At 62.4% G+C, this 23,209-nt stretch carries 22 protein-coding genes; 20 read left to right on the top strand and 2 right to left on the bottom strand.

The window, feature by feature from the left end:
• Window position 1: 1 nt before the first annotated feature.
• The 13 genes from pbN1_RS01295 (at window position 2) to pbN1_RS01235 (ending at window position 12,475) form a co-directional block, all read left to right on the top strand.
• Window positions 2–1,024 carry a 2-oxoacid:ferredoxin oxidoreductase subunit beta gene (locus pbN1_RS01295; RefSeq protein WP_169203489.1) on the top strand — a complete coding sequence of 341 codons (1,023 nt, stop codon included), beginning with the start codon at window positions 2–4 and terminating at the stop codon, window positions 1,022–1,024.
• Window positions 1,025–1,092: 68 nt separating this feature from the next.
• Window positions 1,093–1,260: a hypothetical protein gene (locus tag pbN1_RS01290; RefSeq protein WP_169203490.1), complete on the top strand. Its 168-nt coding sequence runs from the start codon at window positions 1,093–1,095 to the stop codon at window positions 1,258–1,260.
• 395 nt (window positions 1,261–1,655) lie between these two features.
• Entirely contained in the window at window positions 1,656–2,405 is a 750-nt protein-coding gene (locus pbN1_RS01285) for a hypothetical protein (protein ID WP_169203491.1), read from the top strand.
• 25 nt (window positions 2,406–2,430) lie between these two features.
• Entirely contained in the window at window positions 2,431–3,717 is a 1,287-nt protein-coding gene (locus tag pbN1_RS01280) for an acyl-CoA dehydrogenase family protein (RefSeq protein ID WP_169203492.1), read from the top strand.
• 21 nt (window positions 3,718–3,738) lie between these two features.
• Entirely contained in the window at window positions 3,739–4,872 is a 1,134-nt protein-coding gene (locus pbN1_RS01275; RefSeq protein WP_169203493.1) for a saccharopine dehydrogenase family protein, read from the top strand.
• A gap of 10 nt (window positions 4,873–4,882) precedes the next feature.
• The gene (locus pbN1_RS01270) at window positions 4,883–6,436 is read left to right on the top strand and encodes a class I adenylate-forming enzyme family protein (protein ID WP_169203494.1); all 1,554 of its coding nucleotides are present in this window, start codon (window positions 4,883–4,885) and stop codon (window positions 6,434–6,436) included.
• Between the two features lie 3 nt (window positions 6,437–6,439).
• Window positions 6,440–7,678, top strand: a complete 1,239-nt coding sequence (locus pbN1_RS01265; protein WP_169203495.1) for a thiolase family protein — start codon at window positions 6,440–6,442, stop codon at window positions 7,676–7,678.
• An 8-nt stretch (window positions 7,679–7,686) separates the two neighbouring features.
• The gene (locus pbN1_RS01260) at window positions 7,687–8,355 is read left to right on the top strand and encodes a histidine phosphatase family protein (RefSeq protein ID WP_169203496.1); all 669 of its coding nucleotides are present in this window, start codon (window positions 7,687–7,689) and stop codon (window positions 8,353–8,355) included.
• Window positions 8,356–8,363: 8 nt separating this feature from the next.
• Window positions 8,364–9,413, top strand: coding sequence for a phosphotransferase (locus pbN1_RS01255; protein WP_169203497.1), 1,050 nt, complete (start codon window positions 8,364–8,366; stop codon window positions 9,411–9,413).
• Window positions 9,410–10,174 carry an SDR family oxidoreductase gene (locus pbN1_RS01250; RefSeq protein ID WP_169203498.1) on the top strand — a complete coding sequence of 255 codons (765 nt, stop codon included), beginning with the start codon at window positions 9,410–9,412 and terminating at the stop codon, window positions 10,172–10,174. Before pbN1_RS01255 ends, pbN1_RS01250 begins: the two co-directional genes overlap by 4 nt.
• 27 nt (window positions 10,175–10,201) lie before the next feature.
• Window positions 10,202–11,452, top strand: coding sequence for an acyl-CoA dehydrogenase family protein (locus pbN1_RS01245; protein ID WP_169203499.1), 1,251 nt, complete (start codon window positions 10,202–10,204; stop codon window positions 11,450–11,452).
• Between the two features lie 160 nt (window positions 11,453–11,612).
• Window positions 11,613–12,209, top strand: coding sequence for a cytochrome c oxidase subunit 3 family protein (locus pbN1_RS01240; RefSeq protein WP_169203500.1), 597 nt, complete (start codon window positions 11,613–11,615; stop codon window positions 12,207–12,209).
• Entirely contained in the window at window positions 12,206–12,475 is a 270-nt protein-coding gene (locus pbN1_RS01235) for a cytochrome C oxidase subunit IV family protein (protein ID WP_169203501.1), read from the top strand. The genes pbN1_RS01240 and pbN1_RS01235 overlap by 4 nt, the downstream gene beginning before the upstream one ends.
• 270 nt (window positions 12,476–12,745) lie before the next feature.
• Here pbN1_RS01235 and pbN1_RS01230 read toward each other — a convergent pair whose 3' ends face one another.
• A complete protein-coding gene (locus pbN1_RS01230; RefSeq protein WP_169203502.1) occupies window positions 12,746–12,991 on the bottom strand; it encodes a YfhL family 4Fe-4S dicluster ferredoxin in 246 nt (81 codons plus the stop codon).
• Between the two features lie 247 nt (window positions 12,992–13,238).
• Window positions 13,239–14,261, bottom strand: a complete 1,023-nt coding sequence (locus tag pbN1_RS01225) for an AraC family transcriptional regulator (protein WP_169203503.1) — start codon at window positions 14,259–14,261, stop codon at window positions 13,239–13,241.
• Between the two features lie 160 nt (window positions 14,262–14,421).
• Between pbN1_RS01225 and pbN1_RS01220 the strand changes: the two genes are divergently transcribed.
• The 7 genes from pbN1_RS01220 to pbN1_RS01190 all read left to right on the top strand — a co-directional run bounded on the left by pbN1_RS01220 (window position 14,422) and on the right by pbN1_RS01190 (window position 23,121).
• Window positions 14,422–15,321 carry an acyl-CoA dehydratase activase gene (locus pbN1_RS01220; protein ID WP_169203504.1) on the top strand — a complete coding sequence of 300 codons (900 nt, stop codon included), beginning with the start codon at window positions 14,422–14,424 and terminating at the stop codon, window positions 15,319–15,321.
• Window positions 15,318–17,381, top strand: a complete 2,064-nt coding sequence (locus pbN1_RS01215) for a 2-hydroxyacyl-CoA dehydratase (RefSeq protein WP_169203505.1) — start codon at window positions 15,318–15,320, stop codon at window positions 17,379–17,381. Before pbN1_RS01220 ends, pbN1_RS01215 begins: the two co-directional genes overlap by 4 nt.
• Window positions 17,369–18,601 carry a 2-hydroxyacyl-CoA dehydratase family protein gene (locus tag pbN1_RS01210; protein ID WP_169203506.1) on the top strand — a complete coding sequence of 411 codons (1,233 nt, stop codon included), beginning with the start codon at window positions 17,369–17,371 and terminating at the stop codon, window positions 18,599–18,601. The genes pbN1_RS01215 and pbN1_RS01210 overlap by 13 nt, the downstream gene beginning before the upstream one ends.
• Before the next feature lie 95 nt (window positions 18,602–18,696).
• Window positions 18,697–19,101, top strand: a complete 405-nt coding sequence (locus pbN1_RS01205; protein ID WP_169203511.1) for a molybdopterin dinucleotide binding domain-containing protein — start codon at window positions 18,697–18,699, stop codon at window positions 19,099–19,101.
• A 93-nt stretch (window positions 19,102–19,194) separates the two neighbouring features.
• Window positions 19,195–21,303 (top strand): 3-hydroxyacyl-CoA dehydrogenase NAD-binding domain-containing protein, encoded by a 2,109-nt coding sequence (locus pbN1_RS01200; protein WP_169203507.1) that lies wholly within the window; start codon window positions 19,195–19,197, stop codon window positions 21,301–21,303.
• 133 nt (window positions 21,304–21,436) lie between these two features.
• Window positions 21,437–21,883: an acyl-CoA thioesterase gene (locus tag pbN1_RS01195; RefSeq protein WP_169203508.1), complete on the top strand. Its 447-nt coding sequence runs from the start codon at window positions 21,437–21,439 to the stop codon at window positions 21,881–21,883.
• A 53-nt stretch (window positions 21,884–21,936) separates the two neighbouring features.
• Window positions 21,937–23,121: an acetyl-CoA C-acyltransferase gene (locus pbN1_RS01190; RefSeq protein WP_169203509.1), complete on the top strand. Its 1,185-nt coding sequence runs from the start codon at window positions 21,937–21,939 to the stop codon at window positions 23,119–23,121.
• Window positions 23,122–23,209: the final 88 nt, after the last annotated feature.

The raw sequence follows: 23,209 nt of genomic DNA, 5'->3' as shown, positions 1-23,209 counted from the left end.
CATGAACCAGATGACAGAAATCAAGCCGCTGACCAGGAAGGACTTCGAATCCGACCAGGACGTGCGCTGGTGCCCGGGCTGCGGCGACTACGCCTTGCTCGCCCAGGTGCAGAAGCTGCTGCCGACGCTCGGCATCCCGCGCGAGCACTTCGCCTTCATCTCCGGCATCGGCTGTTCGAGCCGCTTCCCGTACTACATGGAAACCTACGGCATGCACAGCATCCACGGCCGTGCGCCGGCCATCGCCAGCGGCCTCAAGCTCGCGCGCCCGGAGCTGTCGGTGTGGGTCGTGTCCGGCGACGGCGACTCGCTGGCGATCGGCGGCAATCACTTCATCCACGCGATGCGGCGCAATATCGGCCTCAAGATCATCCTGCTCAACAACCGCATCTACGGCCTCACCAAGGGCCAGTACTCGCCGACCTCCGAGTTCGGCAAGAAGACCAAGACCACACCGCTCGGCAGCATCGACCGTCCCTTCAGCCCCGTGTCGGTCGCGTTGGGTGCCGGTGCGACCTTCGTTGCACGGACCGTCGATAGCGATCACCCGCATCTGCTCGACACCCTGAGACGCGCCGCGGAACACCCCGGCACGGCCTTCGTCGAGGTCCTTCAGAACTGCATCGTCTTCAACGACGGTGCCTACAACGCGTTGGCCGACAAGGAGACGCGGGACGACGCGCGCCTCCTGCTCCGGGACGGCCAGCCGATGCGTTTCGGCAAGGACGGCACCAAGGGCATCCGCATGCGCGGCTTTGAGCCCGAAGTCGTGACGGTCGGCGAAGGTGGCGTCACGGAAGCCGATCTGGCGGTCCATGACGAATCGGCCGCCAACGGCGGGCTGGCGTTCTTCCTGTCGCAGTTCGCGGCGCCGCTGCCCGTGCCGCTGGGAGTCTTCCGCGCTGTCGAGGCTCCGGTCTATGAGCAGCTCAGCACCGGCCTTGCGGACGATGCGCGCGCGAAAAGAGGCCAGGGAACGCTCGAAAAACTCTTCAACAGCGGGGATACCTGGACCATCGATTAATTCGGTCGCGTTGCGCGACAAACGATCACTGGTTTCAGTGACGACAATAATCGAGGAGACGGCAGATCATGAAGTGTTCATTGCGTCCGATTGCGGCACTACTTCTGGTGTTTGCAGGAATCGGTTCCGGGTGCGCGGAGGACGAGAGTGCTGGCGAGTGGGCCTACATCGACGGAGCCTTTCTGACCGCCGCTGCATTCTATTCCGGGCCGGAAGGCTATCCGTTTTCGTGGTGATTTCAGCAGGCCGAGAGGCGCTGTACCGCCAGGGCAGGACGCGCGGCGCGGCGCTTTCGTGCGCAGCAGCAAATCACGAATTGTCAAACCGGTGTCACCGCCTGTCAATTTCGACAAGGCCGGAGCGCTTAATGTGCCTCCATGGACGCACTCAGGAACATCGGAGGAAATGCTTATGGTCGCGCATCGTTTCAAGAATGCTGACGCAGTTGACGCACGGAAATTGTCGGCGTTGCAGCCGTTGCCCATTCCACCCGAGACGGGGGGGAGCTACGCCGAAATCTCGGGGATACAGTGGTCATCGTCTCGATCAGCGGTCACCGCGGCGACTGCGCGCACCGGGACCGGACTGAATGCAGGCGAATAGTTAATGACGTCCTAATCGAGGTGACGAGATGGTTTCAGAAAGCGCGACAAACAAGATCGAGATTTGGCTGGCCAGAAGTGGAATGTTCTGCATCGTTGGCTACGTGATCGGCTGGGGAATTCTGGGCATGTGTGCCGGGCCGTTCATGATCAGTCCCGCAGCGACTGCCCAGCAGCACTTCGATTTTTACCAGGAACACAGCACCCGCATCATGATCGGAATGACCATCGCCAGCTTCGATGCCGGCGTCTTCATGTTGTTTGTTTCCCAGATCGCCACGCAGATGAGGCGCAGGGAAAGGAATGGCCACCACGTGCTGTCAACGGTGCAGCTCGTCGGCGGTCTCCTGACGGGCTGGGTCGGGATGATGGCCGCCATGATGTGGTGCGCCCTGGCTGAGTTTTCCACTCAGTTGGATCCTGACATGGTCAAGTTCTTCCACGTTATGACCTGGTATGTGTTCGATGGCACCTACTGGGTCACCATCGCCCAATTTGGCTCCATTGGCCTGATGGGGATCTGTGACAACGGCAAGGACCCGCTCATCCCGAAATCCACCGGCCTGATTGGGGTGATGCTCGCGTGCGGCTATGCCACCCTGGCGCTCATTCCGTTCGACCATACCTTCATCTTCTCGTATGACGGTCTTTGGAATTGGTATTTCGTCTGGATCACATTCTTCTGCTATCTCATCTGGGTGAGCCGGTTGTGTATCAAGGACCTCAAACGTACCCAGGTCAGCACCCAGACGGCCGGCGCCCATGCGCTGGCTCACTAGGCAAACCTTCGACTGGGGAACTTGAATGATTAACCTGAAGACCGAACTGACGCTTCCGGCCGTGGGCTTGACCGGCTTCGAGGCGCCGCTCAACGAGACCGAGCTGGCGATCCAGGAAACACTGCACCGGTTCGCCAAGGATGTGCTCCGGCCCGCAGGCCAGGAACTCGACAAGATGAGCGCGGAGGAGGTGATTGCTCCGGGTTCTCCCTACTACGAGGTTCTGGCCAAGGCCGCGCAACTCGGCCTCGATTCCAGCCTGCTGGAACAAATGCCGCCGGAAACGGCCATCCGGGTCGAGTCGATCATCGGCGAGGAAATGGGCTGGGGCGACGCCGGCCTGGGTGTCTCGCTGGCCTGCGTCACCTTTCCGCTGGAAATGGCCAAGGCCGCCGGCAATTCCGAATTGGTCGACCTGTGCCGTGACAAGATCGGCTGCTGGATGATCACCCAGCCCGACCGGGGCAGCGATGCCCAGATTTTCGACATGGCGCGCGAGTGGCCGGTCAAGGGCGGCCAGGGAAACAAGGGCAATGTCTGGGGCGTCGTCGGCAAGGACGAAATCGTCATCAACGGCCAATGTTCGGCCTGGGTGACCAACGGCGTCGTCGCCCAGGTGGCGCTGGCCTACATCAACGCCGATTATGGCGACGGGTTCTTTGACGCCAATGGTCGTCCGCACGGCCTGGTGGTGATCATTCCCCTCGATCTGCCCGGTGTCTCGAAGGGCAAGCCGCTGGACAAGATCGGGCAGCGCGCGCTGCCGCAGGGCGAAATCTATTTCGACAACGTCCGCGTTCCCAAGCGTTTCGCGATTGCTCTGAAGGACGAGTATTACGGCAATTTGGCCTCCGTGTGGGCCTTCGCGGGTTGCCACATGGGCCAGATCATGACCGGATTGGCGCGCGCGGCCTTCGAGATGGCGCTGCAATATTGCCACGAGCGCAAGCAGGGCGGCCAATTGCTGATCGATCACCAGCTCACGCGCTGGCGCTTGGGCGACATGCTGCGGCGGGTCGAACTCTGCCGCGCCGTCGCCCGCCGTTCGCTCACTTATGCCCGGCTCACGCCGTCTGGACACCCGTACGCGACGGCGTCGGGAAAGGTCACGGTCACCGAGGAAGCGATGAAGGTCGCGACCGAGGCGTTCCAGCTCTTCGGCGCCAGTGGCACCACGCGCGAATATCCGATTGAAAAGCTGTTCCGCGATGCGCGGTCCGCGCTGATCGAAGACGGCGAAAACTATGTCCTGACCATGCGCCTGGGGCTGCTCGCACAGCAGCTTTATGCCGATGGCTGGTCGAACAACTGAAAAATTTCCGAAGGAATCAAAATGGCTAAACATTCCGTCGTCGTCTATGGCGCCAGTGGTTATACCGGCATGCTGATCATGGACTGGCTGATCGACCAGAACATCCCCTTCACGGCCGTCGCGCGCAACGCCAAACGGACCCAGGAGATGATGGCCCAGCGCGTCGTGCGCCTGGAGTCGGCCACCTACGAGATCGTCGAGGCGACGCATGACGTCGAATCGCTGGTCCGGGCGTTCAAAGGCGCAAAAGTCGTCTGCAATACGGTGGGCCCCTTCGTCAACTTTGGTCTGACGACCGTCGAGGCAACGCTCCAGGCGGGCTGCCATTACCTGGACACCACGGGTGAGCAGAGCTTCATTCGGGCGGCCCGCGATCGCTTCGGTGAGCAGTTCCGGCAGGCGGGCCTGCTGCTCGCGCCGTCGACGGCCTATATGTACTCGTTCGCCGAGATCGCCGCCGAACTGGCTTTGGAGACACCCGGAGTCGATGCCCTCGAGACCGCCACGCTTTGTCGCGGACCGCGCGACGCGGGGTCGGGGGTCACGGTGGGGTCGACGGCCTCGATCTTCGAGATCTTCCGTCATGAGGCCTGCTACCTCTGGGAGAAGAAGCTGGTGCCGCATGCCGCCAACGCCTCGTACACCGTCGCCACGCCGGAACTCCTGCAACCCGTGTTCACGCTCCCGTGGGGCGGCACGTCGCTGCCAATCTTCTTCCAGAACGATTCGCGCGTGAACAGTTGCATCTCCAGTGTCGGTTTCTACGACAACGAGGTGATGAAGTTCGTGCATGCCGTGGGCCAGAAGTGGGAGAGCGAATACAAGAATCTGACCACGGAGGAGCAAGACCAGGTGGTCAAGGGGCTCGTCGACTCGACAACGCCCTCGATGCCGCCGCGCGAGCGCACGACCCTGACACGCACGGTCGATACAGCGATCGGGCGCGGCCAGCTCGCCGCGGTGCGCGCGACGGTACGCGGCGTTACGCCCTACATCTCGACCGGCGCGCTGCAGACGGCTGCCGTGATGAAACTCCTAGATGGCGAGACCGCGAAAGTCGGATTCGCCTCGGCTTGCAAGGCCTTCGGTCACCGCTATCTCCTGGGTTTCCTGGAGCAACGCGGGCTGGCCAGCGCCAGCGTCACTGCGCTTTGAGGGCCGGACCATGGCGATCATCGATTTCTTCGACCGCGGCTGGCGCCTTAACCCCGAGGGTGCGGCCTACATCCAGGGAAGCCGCAGCTACAGCTTCAGCGAGGTCGGGCGGCTGAGCTGCCGCATCGCACGCGCGTTGCTGGCAGCCGGTTTCGGGCGCGGCAACAAGGGTGCGGTCTGGGCCGGCAATGACACCACCGCCTGGACCTGCGCGCTCGGGCTGTGGCGGGCCAATATGGCGTGGATCCCGGTGGGCGCGCGCAACGCCGCAGACGAGAATCGCCACGTCCTCGACAGCTTCGACTGCGACGTGTTGTTCTTCCAGAAGGAGTTCGAGGCAACGATCGCCGCCCTGCGGCCGCAGCTGCCAAAAATCAAACTCTTCGTCTGCATCGACGGCGAGGCTGAGGCTGCGGTCTCGCTGGTCGCCTGGGTTGAAGGCCACGCCGATACCGACCCCGGCATCGCGGTCGATCTTGACGACGTGGTCGCGATCTCGCCCACCGGCGGCACTACCGGTCTGCCCAAGGGGGTGATGAACACCCACCGCAGCATCCAGACCTTCGTCGCCCACTTCATGATCGGCTGCAGCTATGGCGCGCACGATCGCCCGGTCAATCTGGCGGCGGCGCCGATGACCCACACCGCGGGGCTGCTGTCGCTGCCCTGCACGGCACGTGGCGGCGCGGTCGTCATCCTGCCCAAGCCCGATCCGGCGCTGCTTCTTGAGGCCATCCCCAAGTACCGGGTGACGGAATTCTTCCTGCCACCGACGGTGATCTACCGCCTGCTCGACATCCCCGACGTGAACAAAGTCGACTTCTCGTCGCTGAAGTATTTCCTCTACGGCGCGGCGCCGATGTCGCTGGACAAGCTCAAGCGGGCGATCGAGGTCTTTGGCCCGGTGATGATGGAAAGTTACGGCCAGACCGAAGCGCCGGGAGCCATTGCCTGCCTGCGCCCCGACGAGCATTTCGACGCCGGTGCGCTGGCCAGCGACGAGCAGCTGTCGTCGGTGGGACGGCCCAATCCGCTGATCCGGGTCGAGATCCTCGACGACGACAACCGCGTCCTGGCGCAGGGCGAAACGGGCGAGATCTGCGTCCGCGGCGATCTGGTGATGAAGGGTTATTACAACGACCCGGTCAGGACCGCAGAAACGATCGTCGACGGCTGGCTGCACACCGGCGACGTCGGCCACCTCGACGCCGCTGGCCGCCTCCATATCACCGACCGCAAGAAGGACATGATCATCAGCGGCGGCTTCAACGTCTACCCGAGCGAAGTCGAGCAGGTGATCTGGGGCCACCCCGCGGTGCGCGACTGCGCCGTCATCGGCATCCCTGATGAGAAGTGGGGGGAGGCGGTGAAGGCGGTGGTCGAGTTGAAGGCCGACCAGAGCGTGAGCGAAGAGGAACTGATCGCGCTGTGCAAGCAGAAGCTGGGCTCGGTCAAGGCGCCCAAGACGGTCGTCTTTGCCACCCTGCCGCGCAGCGCGGTCGGCAAGGTATTGAAGAAGGACTTGCGTGCCGAGTACTGGCGCACTGCCGAGCGGAAGATCTAAACCATGACACGACTTTATATTGCCGGCATCGCCATGACGGTCTTCGGTCGCCACCTCGAGCGCAGCCTGCACGACCTCGCCGGCGAAGCGCTCGCCGGCGCGCTCAAGGACGCCGGTTGCAGCGCCGCCGACATCGGCGCCGCCTACTACTCGGGCATGACCAACGGCGCGCTGCAGGGCCAGATCTCGGTGCCGGGCCAGGTGATCTTCAGCAAGATCGGGCTTGAACGTATCCCGGTGTTCAACGTCGAGAACGCCTGCGCCTCGGGCAGCAGCGGCTTTCACCTCGCGCTGCAGAGCCTGAAGGCGGGCGCCACCGACGTGGCGCTGGCGATCGGCGCCGAAAAGATGAACATCCCCGACAAGGCCCGCGCGATGGCGCTGTTCGAGGGCGGCTGGGACGTCTCGCGCGTCGAGGAAAGCTACGCCACCCTGATCAAGATGGGCGAAGGCATCACGCCGCCGCCGGGGTCGGAATCGGACCGCCCCTACAGCCGTTTCATGGCCATCTACGCGGCGATGTGCCGCTGGCACATGCGGACCTACGGCACCACGCAGCGTCAGATCGCCGCGGTGTGCGCCAAGAACCACGGTCACTCGGTGCACAACCCCTACTCGCAGTTCCGCAAGCCCTTCAGCATCGACGAGGTGCTGGCGGCGCCGCCGATCACCTATCCGATCACACTGCCGATGTGCGCGCCGCTGTCCGACGGCGCCGCCGCCGCCATCGTCTGCACCGAGGAGGGGCTCAAGCGGATCGGCGCCGACCGCCGCCGCGCGGTCGAGGTCGCGGCCAGCGTGATCCGCAGTTTCAGCCACCGCGGCATCGACGAGCCGGAAAAGGCCGTCGGCCGCCTGGCGGCGCTGCAGGCCTACGAGATCGCCGGCATCGGACCCGGCGACATCGATGTCGCCGAAGTGCACGACGCTTCGGCCATGGGCGAGATCATCCAGGCCGAAAACCTCGGCTTCGTCGACGCGGGTGAAGGCGGTCCGGCGGCTGAGCGCGGTGAATTCACCATCGGCGGCCGGATCCCGATCAACCCCTCGGGCGGTCTTGAATCCAAGGGCCATCCGCTGGGCGCCACCGGTATCGGCCAACTCTACGAACTGGTGACCCAATTGCGCGGCGAGGCCGGCCCGCGCCAGGTCGAGGGCGCCCGCCATGCCATGCAGGAGAACGGCGGCGGCTTGCAGGGCGTCGAGGAAGCCGCGGTCGCGATCCATATCCTGAGGCGTTGAGCGCAAGCATGGCAGAGCTCTATCTCGTCAGGCACGGTCAGGCAAGTTTCGGCGCCGACAATTATGACCAGCTCTCATTGTTGGGACAGCAGCAGGGGCAACTGGTCGGCGAATATTTTGCCGGGCGAAATATCGCCTTCGATCATGTATTGATCGGGACGATGAATCGTCACAGGCAAACCGTGGAGGCGATATTCGATGGCTCAAATGACGTTGCGAAGCCGACGGAACATCGGGGACTGAACGAGTACGACTTTGTCGCGCTGTTTGACGGCCTCGGTGACGAGCACCATGAATTGAAGCTGCTGGCAAAAGAGAGCAAGAAGGATTTCTACAAGGCCCTGAGGCAAGTCTTGCTGTTGTGGATGGAAGATCGTATCGAAGGACCGATTCCGGAAACATGGTCGCAGTTTCAGCAGCGTGTTGCCGATGCCAGAAGCTATATCCAGGGACTCAAAGGACGGATATTGGCCGTGAGTTCGGGGGGAGTCATGGCGGCAATCGCACAGCAGACACTTGGCGCTCCCAGGGAAGCAGTCATACCGCTCAACCTGCAAATCAACAACTGTAGTTTCTGCAGATATTTCTTCAACGCCGATTCGTTTCATCTCGCAACCTTCAACAGTATTCCGTATTTCGACAAAGCGGATCGTCAAAATTTCATTACCTATGGGTAGGCAAGATTGTGGACAGCGAAATTCACCAACTTGATGTCGAAGGGCTGTGCAGATACCTGGAAACCCATGTCAAGGGCTTTGGCGGGACATTGAGCGCGGAGAAATTTGCCGGCGGTCAGTCGAATCCCACGTTCTTGCTGCGCGCAAAGAGCGGCAACTACGTCCTGCGCCGGCAACCGCCGGGCCAGCTCCTGAAATCGGCGCATGCGGTGGACCGTGAATATCGCGTCATCACGGCGTTGTCTCCGACGCAAGTACCCGTCGCGCATGCTCATCATCTCTGCACCGATACGAGCGTGATCGGCAGCATGTTCTACATCATGGATTACCTTGATGGGCGCATTTTTTGGGATCCGTCACTGCCCGAACTCGATATCGATCAGCGCAAACCGGCTTACGATGCATTGATAGCGACGCTAGCCGCACTGCACGACGTCGATGTCGATCAGGTCGGCTTGAGCGATTATGGCCGGGCCGGGAATTATTTCGAGCGGCAGATCGGTACCTGGACGAAGCAATATCGTGCTTCCGAAACCGAGCGGCTGGAATGCATGGAAGCCTTGATCGACTGGCTGCCAAAACATTGCCCGGCCGAAGACGGCAGACCTGCGCTGGTTCATGGCGACTTCCGCTTCGACAACCTTATCTTCCATCCGAAAGATCTGCGCGTCTTGGCTGTCCTTGACTGGGAGCTTTCCACACTCGGTAATCCGCTAGCGGATCTCGCGTATTTCTGCATGTGCCTGCGATTGCCCGCGGATGCTTACGTCACCGGGCTGGGCACCAAGAATCGTCGCGCTCTCGGCGTGCCCGAAGAAGCTGAAATAGTCCGGCGCTACTGCGAGTTGCGCGGTATCCCGAAAATAGAGAACTGGAATTTTTATATTGCATTCAGTTTTTTCCGCCTTGCTGCTATCGCTCAAGGGGTAAAGAAGCGCGCCATCGACGGCAATGCCTCCAGCCTGCACGCACAAAAAGTCGGAGAGATGGTTGTGCCGCTTACCGAAATGGGCTTTGCCGCAGCGAACGAAAAAGATATGGAAAGGAGTATGGCATGACGACCAAACTATTCGATCTTGAAGGCCAAATCGCCTTGGTGTCGGGGGCAAGTCGCGGCATCGGCGAAGAGATCGCCAAGCTGCTGGCGGAACAGGGAGCGCATGTGATCGTTTCCAGCCGGAAAGCTGAAGACTGCCAAAGAGTCGCCGACGCCATCCGTGAAGCAGGTGGAAGCGCGAGTGTGCTTGCCTGTAATGTCGGCAAGATGGAAGACATCGCTGCTGCTTTCGAGCAGATCGAAAAGCTTCACGGCCGGCTCGACATCCTGATCAACAACGCGGCGGCCAATCCCTATTACGGGCATGTGCTGGATACGGATCTCGGCGCTTTCACCAAAACCGTCGACGTCAACATTCGCGGTTACTTCTTCATGTCGGTAGAGGCCGGCAAGATGATGAAGAGGCAGGGTAAGGGCGCGATCGTCAATGTCGCCTCGGTGAATGCGTTGCGACCCGGGGAGAATCAAGGCATTTATTCGATCACGAAGGCGGCCATCGTCAATATGACCAAGGCTTTCGCCAGAGAATGCGGCGCGTTGGGAATCCGCGTCAATGCCTTGTTGCCCGGGCTGACCAAGACCAAGTTTTCGACAGCGCTGTTCAATGACGAAAAGCTCTACAGCGAATGGGTCTCCAACATTCCCTTGCGCCGTCACGCTGAACCGCGCGAGATGGCTGGCGCTGTGCTTTACCTCGTATCTGACGCCGCCAGCTATACCAACGGCGACTGCATCGTCGTCGACGGCGGTATGACTCTTTAAAAGATGGATCGATAGAAAGGAAATATCATGGATTTTGCCTACTCGTCCAAAGTCGAAGAGCTTCGGGACCGCGTGCGCCGCTTTATGGACACATATATCGTGCCCCGCCAGCGCCAATGGCAAGAGGAAGTGCATCGCGGCCAGTTTCCTGTGTCCTTCATGGCGGATCTGAAGGCGCTGGCGAAGTCGGAAGGCTTGTGGAACATGTTTCTGCCCAGCCTGCACGCTGGCGAACCGGGCACCGGACTGACCAACCTGGAATATGCGCCACTGGCCGAGATTATGGGACGTGTTAGTTGGGCGTCCGAAGTCTTCAACTGCAATGCCCCGGACACCGGCAACATGGAACTACTGCACATGTTCGGCACCCCGGAGCAGCAGAAGGTCTGGCTGCGTCCACTGCTCGAGGGCGAAATTCGTTCGGCCTTCGCAATGACAGAGCCTGACGTGGCATCCTCGGACGCCACGAACATCACCACCTCGATTCGGCGGGAAGGTGACGAATATGTCATCAATGGTCGCAAGTGGTTCATCACCAACGCCGCTCATCCGCACTGCCGTATTTTCATCGTCATGGGCAAGACTGACCCGGACGCCGAGCGGCACAAGCAGCAGAGCATGATCCTGGTGCCTCGGGACACGTCGGGTCTGGAAGTGGTCCGCAATATCAATATCGTGAACCACCATTCGCCGGAGGGGCACTGCGAGGTCATTTTCCGTAATGTGCGCGTGCCGGCATCCAATCTGCTCGGTGAGGAAGGCAGCGGCTTCGCCTTGGCCCAGGCGCGGCTCGGCCCCGGGCGTATTCACCACTGCATGCGATCGATCGGTGCCGCCGAGCTTGCTCTGGAAATGATGATTGACCGAAGCCTGGAGCGACGCACGTTCGGAAAGTATCTGCATCAGCATGGCTCGATCGGCGAGTGGATCGCGAGATCAAGGATCGAGATCGATCAGGCGCGCTTACTGGTGTTGAAAACCGCCTGGATGATCGATCAGTTCGGTGCGAAGCATGCGCACAAGGAAATCTCCATGATCAAGGCCCTGGTGCCGGCGGTCTATACTGCGGTATGCGATCGTGCAATGCAGGTATTCGGGGCCATGGGTATCAGTCCCGATACGCCACTGGCTGATATGTGGACCTGGGGCCGCGCTTTGCGCTTCGCTGACGGCCCGGATGAAGTGCATCTCCAAAATATCGCCCGTATCGAAATCAAGAAAGGGCAGGAAAATTTGGGCGCTACTGCGCCCTATTTGAGAACCCCGGAGGGCTGCTGACCCAGCTTGATGGGCAATGACCGCAAACTCCCCCCGAGACTGGGGGGACGCGCGCCCGAGCTCGGAATAAAGTGGCCTTCGTCTCGATCAGGATTCACCGCGGCTGCGCGCACCGGGATCCGACTGGAGCGCTGATTCCAATAGTTACTATCATCCAGCCATGACTGCCATCACCGCTGCCCTACCGGCCGAAGCCCCTGCCGCCAAGCGCCTCCCCGGCTATCTGGCCGTCTGGGCCTTCATCCTGGCCGAAATGCTGCTCTTCGCGATGCTCTTCGCTTCCTACGCCTTCGCGCGAGTGGACAACGTGGAGATGTTCAACCTTTATCAGCAGACCCTGGACCGTAACGCGGGGGCCATCAACACGCTGCTCCTGGTGACCGGGTCGTGGTTCGTGGTCCTCGCCGTCCAGGCGGCCCACCGGGACGACAGCCGGGCCGCCAGCCGCCATATCGCCTTCGGCTTCCTCTGCGGTGGCGGTTTCCTGGCCGTCAAGGTGTTCGAGTACGCCACCAAGTTCGGCGAGGGGATTTTCTTCTCCACCAGCACCTTCTACAGGTTCTACTTTTCGCTGACCTTCTTCCACTTCATGCACGTCATCCTCGGCATGGTGGTCCTCGCCATCCTGTGGGTTAAGACCCGCCAGGGTGCCTACGGTAGCCACGATGCCCACGGCCTCGAGAGCGGGGCCGTCTACTGGCACATGGTGGATCTCTTGTGGATCGTCCTGTTTCCCTTGGTTTATGTGATGCGATGATTACCTTTTTCCTGAATCCCGCCAATCGGGCGTGGCTCGTCCTCCTCGTCGCCACCGGCGCCACCTGGTGGCTCGGTGAAGTGGGCGCCGCCGGCACCGGCGCCATTCTCGCCATGCTGGCTATCGCCTTCATCAAGGGCCGGCTGGTCATTCTGGATTTCATGGAATTGCAGGGCGCCCCCCTGATGTGGCGCCTTCTTCTCGAAGGCTGGCTTATCCTGGTGGGCGGCCTCATTCTTCTCGCCTACTGGATCAGCCTCAAATGACGGACACGTGCTGCCCGTAGCCGGAATCGCCGACGAAGCGGCTGAAAAAGCCGCTGCTAATGACATCTGAAGACGAAATGCCGGATCGATGCGATACGGCGAAAAGGCGGACGCGGGATCGAGACGCCGACGGCGCCTCAAATCCCGAGCGTCGAGCGATACACGAAGCTCCACAGGGCGACCCACTCCGCGCACGCCAGCGCAACGAGGAGGAGCCGGATCACGGCCGTTTCCATGGCTGTAGCTTCTCCCGCCGCGGGCTCGTGCCGCTCAGGACGCGATGCGGGCGTATTTCTCCTGAAGTTGATCCCGGCTTTCCTTGAAGGCGGGATCAGGGAAGATACAGTCCGACAGACAAACCGTGATGCATTGCGACTTGTCGTAATGCCCGACGCACTCGGTGCATTTCGTGGGGTCGATCACGAAAATGTCGTCGCCCGGAGAAATCGCCTCGTTGGGGCACTCCGTTTCGCACACGCCGCAATTGATACAGTCCGCATTGATGATCAGTGCCATGTCTTCCTCCTGGCGCGTTCGCCCGACCGAAACCCGAAATGCGGATGGCGGGGGCGCAGATGGTTATGGGTAGCGCGAGCACCGGTTTTGATGATGCTCTGCCCGATGTCGTTGGCGGTATTTAGCGCTTGGGGAGGCCGACTGGCTTTGACCGTTCAGGTCATTTACTTGATGATATGGGACAGCTCGCGGGGCGGCGGTGAGCGCGGTCGGGTAGCGAGGAGCGGGCGTGGAGGCCCCGGAGGACTTACTGGAGGAAGGGATTTTTCTCGCTGAGCTGATGCTGGCGCCAAGCCGATGCAGTACATCCGAAGCGGCCCGCGAACCAGCGCGAAAAGGCGGAGGGTTCCGAGAAGCCGAGCAGCTCCGCGAGGTCCTTTAGCGGGCGTTGCGAGTTGCTCAGGTACTTCACCGCCAGGTCGCGCCGCGCCCCGTCGAGGATGCCCGAGAAGGTCTGGCCGCTCTTCTGCAGATGGCGGTGCAGGGTTCGGCGGTCGAGCCCGAGATGCTGGGCCACGACCTCGACGGAGCATCGCCCCGTCGGCAGCAGCAACCAGATCAGTTGTCGCACGTTTTCCGCTGCCGAATGGACGGGTTCGGTGTTCATCACGTCCAGCAGTTTGCGCACGTAGCGGGCGGTTTCGGCGTCGTAGCTGGGCAGGGGGTCGTCCAGGATTGTGGCCCGGCAGATGATGCCGTCGAAATTGCTGTTGAACTGCAGGCGCGCGTCGAACACCCGCTGATGCACACGCAGATCGGCGGGGGCCGAGTGCCGGAAGCACACCGCGGTGGGCCGCCATTCGTTGCCGAGCAGCACCCGCAAGGTCCGGTACAGGATGCCGACCGACATCTCGGTCGCCTGGCGCGTCGGCTCGGACTGGTCGGGCATCAGTTCTTCGCGGATCACCAGCACGCCGTCTTTCTCTTCGAACATCAGCATCAGCTCTTCCGCCTGCAGGTGGGCATAGCTGCGGATCGCTTCGAGGGCCTGGCGCATCGTCGGCTGGCTCTTGATCACGAGCGCGAGCGGGCCGAGGTTCGACAACTGGCGGCCTTCGGCCATGCGCAGGCCGAAGTTCTCGACGCCTGCCGCTTGCGCGGAATTCTCGAGCAGCTGGAACAGCGCGGAAACCGGAATCTTGGTGTCCGGGTTCGTCAGGCAGGCCGGGTTGATGTTGACACGGCGCAACTGGTCGAACGGCGAAATGTTCAGCGACTGAGCGAGTTCGACGTAGTTGGTCAGGCAGGCGCTGCGGTGGAGCTTCTTCATTGCCATATCAAACTCTCACTCGCCCGATTGTTGAATATTCACTCTAACAAGCTGTGACCAAATGTCAAGTTGGTGTCTTTGCAGGTCAAGCCCGTTATTTGGGATGCGCTTAATGTGGCACCGCAGATCAAATCAAAAGTTCCAAACGGAGGAGCCTGCAATGAGCGAGAGCAGTTTCAAGATCGAGGATGTGATCGATCCGCGGAAAATACCCGAATTGCAGCCGGTGACCACCGTCGGCATCGATATCGGTTCCCGGCAATCGAAGGCGGTGATGCTCACCGCCGAGCATGTTTACACGGTAATTACCGCCAGCGGCGTGCATCCGCATGAAACGGCACAGCGGCTGGTGAATAAATTGCTGATATTGGCGGCGCTGCCGCGCAGCGACATTTCGATGATTGCAGGCACCGGTTATGGCCGGATTGCATTGCAATTCGATGATATTCCCGCCGAGGTGATCACCGAGATTACCTGTCACGCGATGGGCGCGCATTACCTGAATTCCGATACCCGCACGATCATTGATATCGGCGGTCAGGATTGCAAGGCGATCAAGCTCGACACCAGCAACGGGCGCGTCACCGAATTCGCGATGAACGACAAATGCGCTGCCGGTTCCGGCCGCTTCCTGGAGAAGACGGCGGAGATGCTCGGCTATCAGCTCGAAGAGCTGGGCGCGCGCGCGATGGCGTCCACGAAGGAGCTGCAGATGAGCAGCCAGTGTGTGGTCTTCGCCGAGTCGGAGATCGTGTCGCTGAAGGCCAAGGGCGAGAAGGGCGAGGACATCGCGGCCGGTGTGCATTTCGCGATCGCCCGCCGCGTCTGCAACCTGGTGAACCGCATCGGCCTTGATCCCGAGCTGGCCTTCTCCGGCGGGGTCTCCAACAACATCGGCGTCAAGCACGCGCTGGAAAGCCTGCTCGGGCGGCCCTTCGTCACACCGCGGTTGAACGCCGTCTTTGCCGGTTGCCTCGGGGCGGCCGTCATCGCCCAGCAGAAGATCTGCGGCATCGCCGACGTCGATGCGGCCCCGCAGGAGATGGAGGTGGAGGCATGAACATGAGACACGAGAACATTTCCGCAGAGCGCAGCCTGCCCTTCGCCGAAGTGATCGACCCGGCGCTGGTCCACGAACTCACTGCAGTCACCTCGCTGGGCATCGACATCGGTTCGCGCAACTCCAAGGCGGTGCTGCTCCACGAAGGGCGCCTCTACACCGCGCTGCTGCCCACCGGCCTCAACATGCAGGAGACGGCCAAGGAGCTGCTGGAAGAGCTGTACGAGAACGCCAACATCACCATGGAAGATATCGACTTCATCGTCGGCACCGGCTACGGCCGCGTGTCGCTGAAGTTCGATACCGTGCCCAGCGAGATCCTCACCGAGATCTCCTGCCACGCGATGGGCGCGCATTATCTGAATGCCGGCACGCGCACGATCATCGACATCGGCGGCCAGGACGCCAAGGCGATCCAGGTGGATCCGGAAACCGGCAAGGTCGTGAAGTTCCGCATGAACGACAAGTGCGCGGCGGGTACCGGGCGCTTCCTGGAGAAGGCCGCCAACCTGCTCGACCTCACCATGTACGACGTCGGCCCCGAGGCCTTGAAGGCCACCAAGGACCTGGAAGTCAGCGCCCAGTGTGTGGTTTTTGCCGAATCCGAAGTGATTTCCCACCGCGCCAAGGGCGAGACGGCGGCCGACATCGCCGCCGGCGTGCATATGGCCTCTGCCAAGCGCGTCGTCGGCCTGCTGCGGGCCATCCCCCTGGAATCGGACATCGTCTTCACCGGTGGCGTGTCCAACAACGCGGGGATGAAGCACGCCCTGGAGCGCCTTCTCGGCAAGTCGATCGTCCAGCCCAAGCTCGACATGGTCTTCGCCGGCTGCCTGGGCGCGGCGATGTACGCTCAGCGTCTGGCGGTCGAGAAGCGCAAGATCAAGTCCACGAGGGTGGCCGAGCGCTGCGACCTCTCCGACGTGTCGCGCCGCATCGAGGACGCCGAGGTGTCGCTGATCGAGCGCAAGGACGTGAAGAAGGTCGGTTACCTTTGCACCTACACGCCGCCCGAGCTGCTTACCGCCGCCGGTGTGGCCTTCGGCCGCATCGACAAGTGCGGCACGCCGTCGGTGGTCGCCGAGGGCGAGGTGATCGTCAAGAGCGTGTTCTGCGACATGAGCAAGAGCGTGCTCGGCCACTTCCGCACCAAGGATCCGTTCCACGATGCCCTCGACCAGGTGGTCACCTTCTACACCTGCGATACGATGCGCGCGACCTCCAACGCCATCAACCACTACTTCAAGCCGTCCTACGGCTACGTGGTGCCGCGGACGGGCGACAAGCCGAGTGCCCGGGACTTCTTCCGCGAGGAAATGAAGAACTTCGGCAAGGACCTGGAAAAGCTGACCGGCAATCCCATCGAGGAAGCCAAGCTGCGCGAGTCGATCAAGTTGCACAAGAAGCTGCGCCAGACCATCCACAAGATCTCCGATTTGCGCAAGCGCAACCGTCCGCCGCTGTCGGGCAGCGACTTCCTGGAGATCACCCGCGCCTACCGCAGCATCCCGGCCGAAGAGCAGTTGCCTGTCCTCGAGGACCTGTACGAGCGCCTGGCGGCGGTTCCCGACGACGACACGCCGCGTCTACGCGTGATGATCTGCGGCGGCATCGTGGCCGACGGCGACCGGCGCCTGATGGATCTGCTGGAGAAGGACATCGGCGTCAATGTGGTGGTCGAGGATCACTGCACCGGCCTGAGCCCGTTCTACTACGAGACCCAGGAAACCGACGACCCGTACCGTGACCTTGCCAACGCCTACCTGGACCAGGCGCCGTGTGCCCGCCAGGCGCCCCTGAGCAGGCGCATCGACTTCGCCGGCAACCTGGCCCAGGAATACGGCGTCGACGCGGTGATCTACTACACGCTGAAGTTCTGCCCGTCCTTCTCGCAGACCAAGGGCCTCTTCATGCGGAGGTTCCACGAGCTGGGATTGCCCGCGCTGGAACTGGATACCGACTACTCGCAAGGTGACACCGGCCAGATCAAGACCCGCCTCGAGGCTTTCATCGAAGTGCTCAAGGAAAGCAAAGGAGAGAAAGAATCATGCACGCAGTAATGGAAAAGGCGCCGATCGGCAACGAAGAGCCGCGCAACCAGGTCGAGTACATCCAGCAGAGCCGGGAAGCCCACCACTATTCGCCGGGCATCCAGAAGCTGTACGACATGGCACTCTCCTATTTTCCGGACGCCGAGCGGGGCAACCAGGAAGGGAAGCCGGCGGTGTGGTCCACCGGCCTGATGGAAGCACCGCTGCTGTATGCCTGCGACACGATTCCGATGGCGGTGTATGACCTCGGTCGTCTGGGTTCGGCAGTGGAGGCAGCGGAGTTGTCGGAAGACATTTTCGACATGCCGAAGGAAACCTGTTCGATGGTTTCGGCCCTGATCGGCGAGTGGTACATGCGCCGCAACAACTCGGTCAAGAAGGTTGTGGCCCTGTCCACCGTCTGCGAGCCCCTCAACATGGGCTACGAGATGATCAAGGAGTTCGGCTTTGACATCCACCGCGTCGAGCAGGTGATCCGTCCGGTGCAGGGCGGCGAGGAGCGGCTGGAGCAGATGGTCAAGTTCCTCGCCAGCGAGATCGAGGACGTGGCGCTCTTCCTCACCGGCAAGCCGGTGGATGAGGACAAGATGCGCACGGAAATCGCCCGCATGAACCGGCTAATGGCGAAGTTCCGCGAGATCCTGAAGCTGCGCCTGAAGAATCCGATGTACATCAAGAGCCTGCCCACGCTGTTCCTGCTGATGGGGTCGGGGCACTACTTCGGCAAGCCGGCGGAGTACGAGATCCTGCTCGACGAGCTGATCGAGGAACTGAAGACCGCTGAATTCGTACCGTCGCCGATGGGGAAAATCATTCCCCTGACCTGGGTCGGTGCCCGCGGGCTGGAGTTCGGGGTGTACAAGGCCGTGGATGACCTGGGTGGCGCGCTGCTGAGCTGGTTCACCCCGAACCCCTACGACCGCGTCTGGAACGAGGACATTCCGCCGCTGGAGAGCATGGCGCGTTTCATTCTCGACTACTTCGTGACGGGCTCGCCGGTGAACCAGATCAAGTACATCGAGCAAATGATCGAGGAGTCGGGCTCCAAGGGGATGCTCTTCTACACCTACATCGGTTGCCCGTACGGCGGCATGCACGTCGAGCTGTTCCGCAACCATTTCCACCAGAAGGGCGTGCCGAGTTCGGGTCTGGAAGGCAGCTGGCAGGTGGGGGCTCCGTCCGGACAGCTGATCACCCGTGTGCGCGCCTTCATCGAGATGTTGTCCTGACGGAACCAGGCCCCCAGGGCTTGCGTTAAGGCACAGGTCGGGGTTGGACGGCGAAGCCGCTCAATCCCGATCGTTCATGAACAGCTCCCTATCCACTGTACCTGACCAACGGCAAGGAAGGCGCCTACTTCTCCTCGGGCTACCGCCACATCGAGGGCATGAAGAAGTACAGCGCCGAGGCGATCTGCGAGCTCAATCCGCACACCGCGTCGCGGTATGGGCTCAAAGAAGGCGAGATGATCTGGATCGAGTCGCGCAAGGGCCGCATCCAGCAGCGCCTGAAAATCTCCGAGCACGTGCACCCGAACGTCATTCTGGCGGCTTTCGGCTGGTGGGATACCGAGGCGGAGGACAACGAATACGACTGGCGCAAATACAACATCAACATCCTCTCCGAGGGCGATGGGGCCAATTGTCCGGCGACCGGTTCGGTGCAGTTGTGCGGCATTCCCGTCCGGGTCTACTCCGAAGAGCAGTCGTGGGGCAATCCGCCGCACTGACGGATAGCTTCAAGGGCGCGGCGGGGTGGGGGCGCAAAAAGGCCAACCCTGCCGCCAAGTATTCCAGTTCGATCGATTGAAAAAGGGAATCGTATGGATTCACCCGTTGTCACCATGACCAGGAACGGCGCGATCGCCGTCGTCACCATCGACCGTCCGCCGGTCAACGCGCTCTCTGCCGACGTTCGCCGCGGTCTGCTTGACGCCTTCGGGGCGCTTGCCAGCGACCCGAGCGTCGCGGGCGCTGTCCTCGCCTGTGCGGGGCGCACCTTCGTGGCGGGGGCGGAAATCTCCGAATTCGGCACCGCCGCCTTTTCCGAGGCGGACCCTAACGACGTTCATGCCGCCATCGAAAACCTGAATATTCCGGTCGTGTGCGCACTGCACGGTACGACGCTCGGCGGCGGCATGGAACTCGCGCTTGCCTGTCATTACCGCGTTGCCACGCCGACGGCCAAACTCGGTCTGCCGGAAGTCACGCTCGGCCTGTTGCCGGGCGGAGGCGGGACGCAGCGCTTGCCGCGCCTGATTGGCGCCGCCGATGCGCTGGACATGATGCTTTCGGGCGCTCCTGTTTCTGCCCAGACCGCACTCGAAAAAGACCTCATCGACGTGATCGTCGAGGGCAACCTGCTCGAAGCCGCGCAGCGTTTCGTGGGAGAACTGGTCGCCACGCGTGCGCCGCTTCGTCTGGCCAGTGAGCTTGAAGTCGATCGGGCCAGTGTGTCGCCAACACTGTTTGCGGAATCGCGGGCTTCGTTGGCGAAGAAGGCCCGAGGCGCCATCGCTCCGGCACGGATCGTGGATTGTGTCGTGGCGGCTGTGACCACGCCTTTCGCCGAAGGGCTGAAGTACGAGCGTGACCTCTTCGTGGAATGCATGAATTCGCCGCAGTCGGCGGCGCTGCGTCATGCCTTTTTCGCCGAGCGCGAGGCCGGCAAGATTCCGGGCATTGCGAAGGACCTCTCACTGCGGTCGATCGGCAAGGTCGGGATCGTCGGCGCGGGAACGATGGGCGGCGGCATCGCGATGAACTTCCTCAACGCCGGAATTCCCGTCGTGCTGCTGGAAGTGAGACCCGATGCGCTGGAACGCGGGCTGGGCATCATCCGCAAGAACTACGAGGCGACGGCAAGCAAGGGCCGGATGACGCTCGAGCAGGTCGAGCAGCGCATGGCGCTGTGCAGCGGAACCCTCGAGTACGCGGAACTGGGCGGGTGCGATCTCGTGATCGAGGCCGTGTTCGAGAACATGGACATCAAGAAGGCCGTGATGGCCCGCCTCGGCGAGGTGTGCAAGCCCGGCGCGATCATCGCCACCAACACCTCGACGCTCGACGTCGACGTGCTGGCCGCAGCCAGCGGTCGCGCGGCGGATGTGGTCGGCATGCACTTCTTCAGTCCGGCGAACGTGATGCGGCTGCTCGAAGTCGTGCGCGGTCGCGACACCGCGCCGGAGGTGCTGGCGTCGGTCATGGCCCTGGCCCGGACAATCAGGAAGGTGGCCGTCGTTTCGGGCGTCTGCTTCGGCTTCATCGGCAACCGCATGCTCGAACCGTATCTGCGCGAGTGCGAGTTCCTGCTGCTCGAAGGTGCAACGCCCACGCAGATCGATCGCGCCATCGAGACTTTCGGGATGGCGATGGGGCCGTGTCGCATGATCGATATGGCGGGCGTCGATGTCGCCGCGAAGGTCGTCCTCGAGCGCCGCAAGGAGGGCGCGCTTCCGGCCGATCCGAGCTATCGGGTCGCATGCCAGATGCTGTTCGAACTCGGTCGCCACGGCCAGAAGAGCGGCGCCGGATATTACCGATACGAAGGTCGCACGCCCGTGCACGACGCCGAGGTCGATCGGATCATGGAGGGGCTCGCCAGGCAATACGGCATCGCCCGGCGCAGCGACATCAGCGACGAGGAGATCGTCGAGCGCTGCCTGTACCCGCTGATCAACGAAGGGGCAATGATCCTCGAAGAGGGGATCGCCTACCGTGCGGGCGACATCGACATCGTGTGGCTGAACGGCTACGGCTTCCCGGCGCTGAAGGGCGGGCCGATGCATGCCGCGAATGTCATCGGTCTGGAGCAGATCGTCGCGTGCCTCGACCGCTATGCGGACAAACGCGGCAACACGTTCGGCTACTGGAGCGTGGCGGCACTGCTCGGTGATCTGGCGACCGCCGAGCGAGAGTTCGGTGGCGCTTGAGTCGCAGGATCGTCAGCGTGTCGTAGAGCCGACGACGCAGGAACGGCTTCCGCGGCACGACCGCCTCCCCGGCGAGGGGCGGCCGCGGCCAATGGGTCGCAGACCCCACACGACACGAGGGAGGAAGGACGCCATGACATTGCCCAACGCGCAGCTGAAAACGGAGTTGCCTGCCGGGCGGGAGCCCACCTTGCGGGTGATGCCCTCGCCGGCGGACGTGAATTACACCGGCGACATATTCGGCGGCTGGATCATGTCGCAGGTGGACATTGCCGGCGGCATCCTCGCCATCCGCCGTGCCGGAGGGCGCGCCGCGACCGTGGCGGTGAATTCCTTCGCCTTCAAGCAGCCGGTGTTCGTGGGCGACATCGTCAGCCTGTACGCGCAGATCCTGCGGGTGGGGCGCACGTCGGTGACGGTCGAGGTGGAGGTGTACGCGCAGCGTTACTTCTCCGAACACGAGATCGTGAAGGTGACGGAGGCCACGCTCACCTATGTCGCCGTGGACGACGAGCGCCGGCCGCGCCCGGTGCCGGCCATGTCGAGCGAGTCCATGCCCAGAGCGTCCGTGCCAGCGTGACCCGCCCGGCCCATCCAATGAGTCATCCAACAACCTGTTCAGGAACCTGAATCATGAAAGAAGCAGTCATTGTTTCCACCGCCCGTACACCGATCGGCCGGGCCTTCCGCGGGGCCTTCAACAACACCAAGTCGCCGACACTGATGGGCCACGCGCTCAGCCACGCGGTCCAGCGTGCCGGCATCGACGCGGGCGAGATCGAAGACGTGATCGTCGGCACGGTGCTGGCGGCCGGTACCGCCGGCATGAACATCGCGCGCAATGCGGCGCTCGCCGCGGGGATTCCGGTTACGGCCGGCGCGCAGACCGTCGATCGTCAGTGCTCTTCCGGTTTGATGGCGATCGGCATGGCCGCCAAGCAGATCATCGTCGACGGCATGGAGGTCGTGGCGGCTGGTGGGCAGGACAACATCTCGGCGGTCCAGGCGGGCTATTTCGAATGGGCGGCCAGGGAGAAGGATCCGAACGTCGAGAAGCTCGTGCCCCACGCCTACATGCCGATGTTGCTGACCGCGGAGAACGTCGCGAAGAAATTCGGCATCTCCCGCGAGGCGCAGGACCTGTATGCACTGTCGTCGCAGCAGCGCACGGCCGCCGCCCAGGAAGCGGGCCGTTTCGACCGGGAGATCGTGCCGCTGACCACCATGATGGCGGTGGTGAACAAGGACACGAAAGAAGTCTCGTACAAGGAAGTGACGCTCGCGAGGGACGAGGGCAACCGCGCCGACACGACCCTGGAGGGCCTCGCCAGCCTGAAGCCGGTGGTCGAGGGCGGCACGATTACCGGCGGCAACGCCAGCCAGCTGTCGGATGGCGCCTCGGCCTGCATCGTGATGGAGCGCAAGCTCGCCGAACAACGCGGCCTGAACCCGCTCGGCATCTACCGCGGCATCGCCGTCGCCGGCAATGCGCCGGAAGAGATGGGCATCGGCCCGATCTATGCCATCCCGAAGCTGCTCAGGCAACACGGTCTGACGGTCGGCGACATCGGGCTGTGGGAGCTCAACGAGGCTTTCGCGTGCCAGGCCCTGCATTGCCGCGACCATCTCGACATCGATCCGGCGAAATACAACGTCAACGGTGGCGGGATCTCCGTTGGCCACCCCTATGGCATGACCGGCTCCCGTCTGGTCGGCCATGCGCTGATCGAAGGCAAGCGACGCGGGGTGAAGTATGTCGTCGTCACGATGTGCGTCGGCGGCGGCATGGGGGCTGCGGGGCTGTTCGAGGTTTGCTGACCCAGTACGGGTAGCGCCCAGGGATCGGGGCCGGCGCATCGTCTTCAGTGCGCCGCGCCACCGGTCCCGTGCCGTGAATGCGTACGTG

Source organism: Aromatoleum bremense, from assembly GCF_017894365.1.
GTDB classification, from domain to species: domain Bacteria; phylum Pseudomonadota; class Gammaproteobacteria; order Burkholderiales; family Rhodocyclaceae; genus Aromatoleum; species Aromatoleum bremense.
The sequence above is the reverse complement of the archived record's forward strand: the minus strand, read 5'-3'. Positions and strand labels throughout refer to the sequence as shown.

What these genes read in the sequence shown, in the direction of transcription:
- pbN1_RS01240 (WP_169203500.1), top strand. Translation starts at nt 11,613, where the DNA reads ATGACTGCCATCACCGCTGCCCTACCGGCCGAAGCCCCTGCCGCCAAG.
- pbN1_RS01215 (WP_169203505.1), top strand. Translation starts at nt 15,318, where the DNA reads ATGAACATGAGACACGAGAACATTTCCGCAGAGCGCAGCCTGCCCTTC.
- pbN1_RS01220 (WP_169203504.1), top strand. Translation starts at nt 14,422, where the DNA reads ATGAGCGAGAGCAGTTTCAAGATCGAGGATGTGATCGATCCGCGGAAA.
- pbN1_RS01265 (WP_169203495.1), top strand. Translation starts at nt 6,440, where the DNA reads ATGACACGACTTTATATTGCCGGCATCGCCATGACGGTCTTCGGTCGC.
- pbN1_RS01295 (WP_169203489.1), top strand. Translation starts at nt 2, where the DNA reads ATGAACCAGATGACAGAAATCAAGCCGCTGACCAGGAAGGACTTCGAA.
- pbN1_RS01200 (WP_169203507.1), top strand. Translation starts at nt 19,195, where the DNA reads ATGGATTCACCCGTTGTCACCATGACCAGGAACGGCGCGATCGCCGTC.
- pbN1_RS01235 (WP_169203501.1), top strand. Translation starts at nt 12,206, where the DNA reads ATGATTACCTTTTTCCTGAATCCCGCCAATCGGGCGTGGCTCGTCCTC.
- pbN1_RS01290 (WP_169203490.1), top strand. Translation starts at nt 1,093, where the DNA reads ATGAAGTGTTCATTGCGTCCGATTGCGGCACTACTTCTGGTGTTTGCA.
- pbN1_RS01250 (WP_169203498.1), top strand. Translation starts at nt 9,410, where the DNA reads ATGACGACCAAACTATTCGATCTTGAAGGCCAAATCGCCTTGGTGTCG.
- pbN1_RS01190 (WP_169203509.1), top strand. Translation starts at nt 21,937, where the DNA reads ATGAAAGAAGCAGTCATTGTTTCCACCGCCCGTACACCGATCGGCCGG.
- pbN1_RS01230 (WP_169203502.1), bottom strand. Translation starts at nt 12,991, where the DNA reads ATGGCACTGATCATCAATGCGGACTGTATCAATTGCGGCGTGTGCGAA.
- pbN1_RS01245 (WP_169203499.1), top strand. Translation starts at nt 10,202, where the DNA reads ATGGATTTTGCCTACTCGTCCAAAGTCGAAGAGCTTCGGGACCGCGTG.
- pbN1_RS01195 (WP_169203508.1), top strand. Translation starts at nt 21,437, where the DNA reads ATGACATTGCCCAACGCGCAGCTGAAAACGGAGTTGCCTGCCGGGCGG.
- pbN1_RS01285 (WP_169203491.1), top strand. Translation starts at nt 1,656, where the DNA reads ATGGTTTCAGAAAGCGCGACAAACAAGATCGAGATTTGGCTGGCCAGA.
- pbN1_RS01280 (WP_169203492.1), top strand. Translation starts at nt 2,431, where the DNA reads ATGATTAACCTGAAGACCGAACTGACGCTTCCGGCCGTGGGCTTGACC.
- pbN1_RS01210 (WP_169203506.1), top strand. Translation starts at nt 17,369, where the DNA reads ATGCACGCAGTAATGGAAAAGGCGCCGATCGGCAACGAAGAGCCGCGC.
- pbN1_RS01260 (WP_169203496.1), top strand. Translation starts at nt 7,687, where the DNA reads ATGGCAGAGCTCTATCTCGTCAGGCACGGTCAGGCAAGTTTCGGCGCC.
- pbN1_RS01270 (WP_169203494.1), top strand. Translation starts at nt 4,883, where the DNA reads ATGGCGATCATCGATTTCTTCGACCGCGGCTGGCGCCTTAACCCCGAG.
- pbN1_RS01275 (WP_169203493.1), top strand. Translation starts at nt 3,739, where the DNA reads ATGGCTAAACATTCCGTCGTCGTCTATGGCGCCAGTGGTTATACCGGC.
- pbN1_RS01225 (WP_169203503.1), bottom strand. Translation starts at nt 14,261, where the DNA reads ATGAAGAAGCTCCACCGCAGCGCCTGCCTGACCAACTACGTCGAACTC.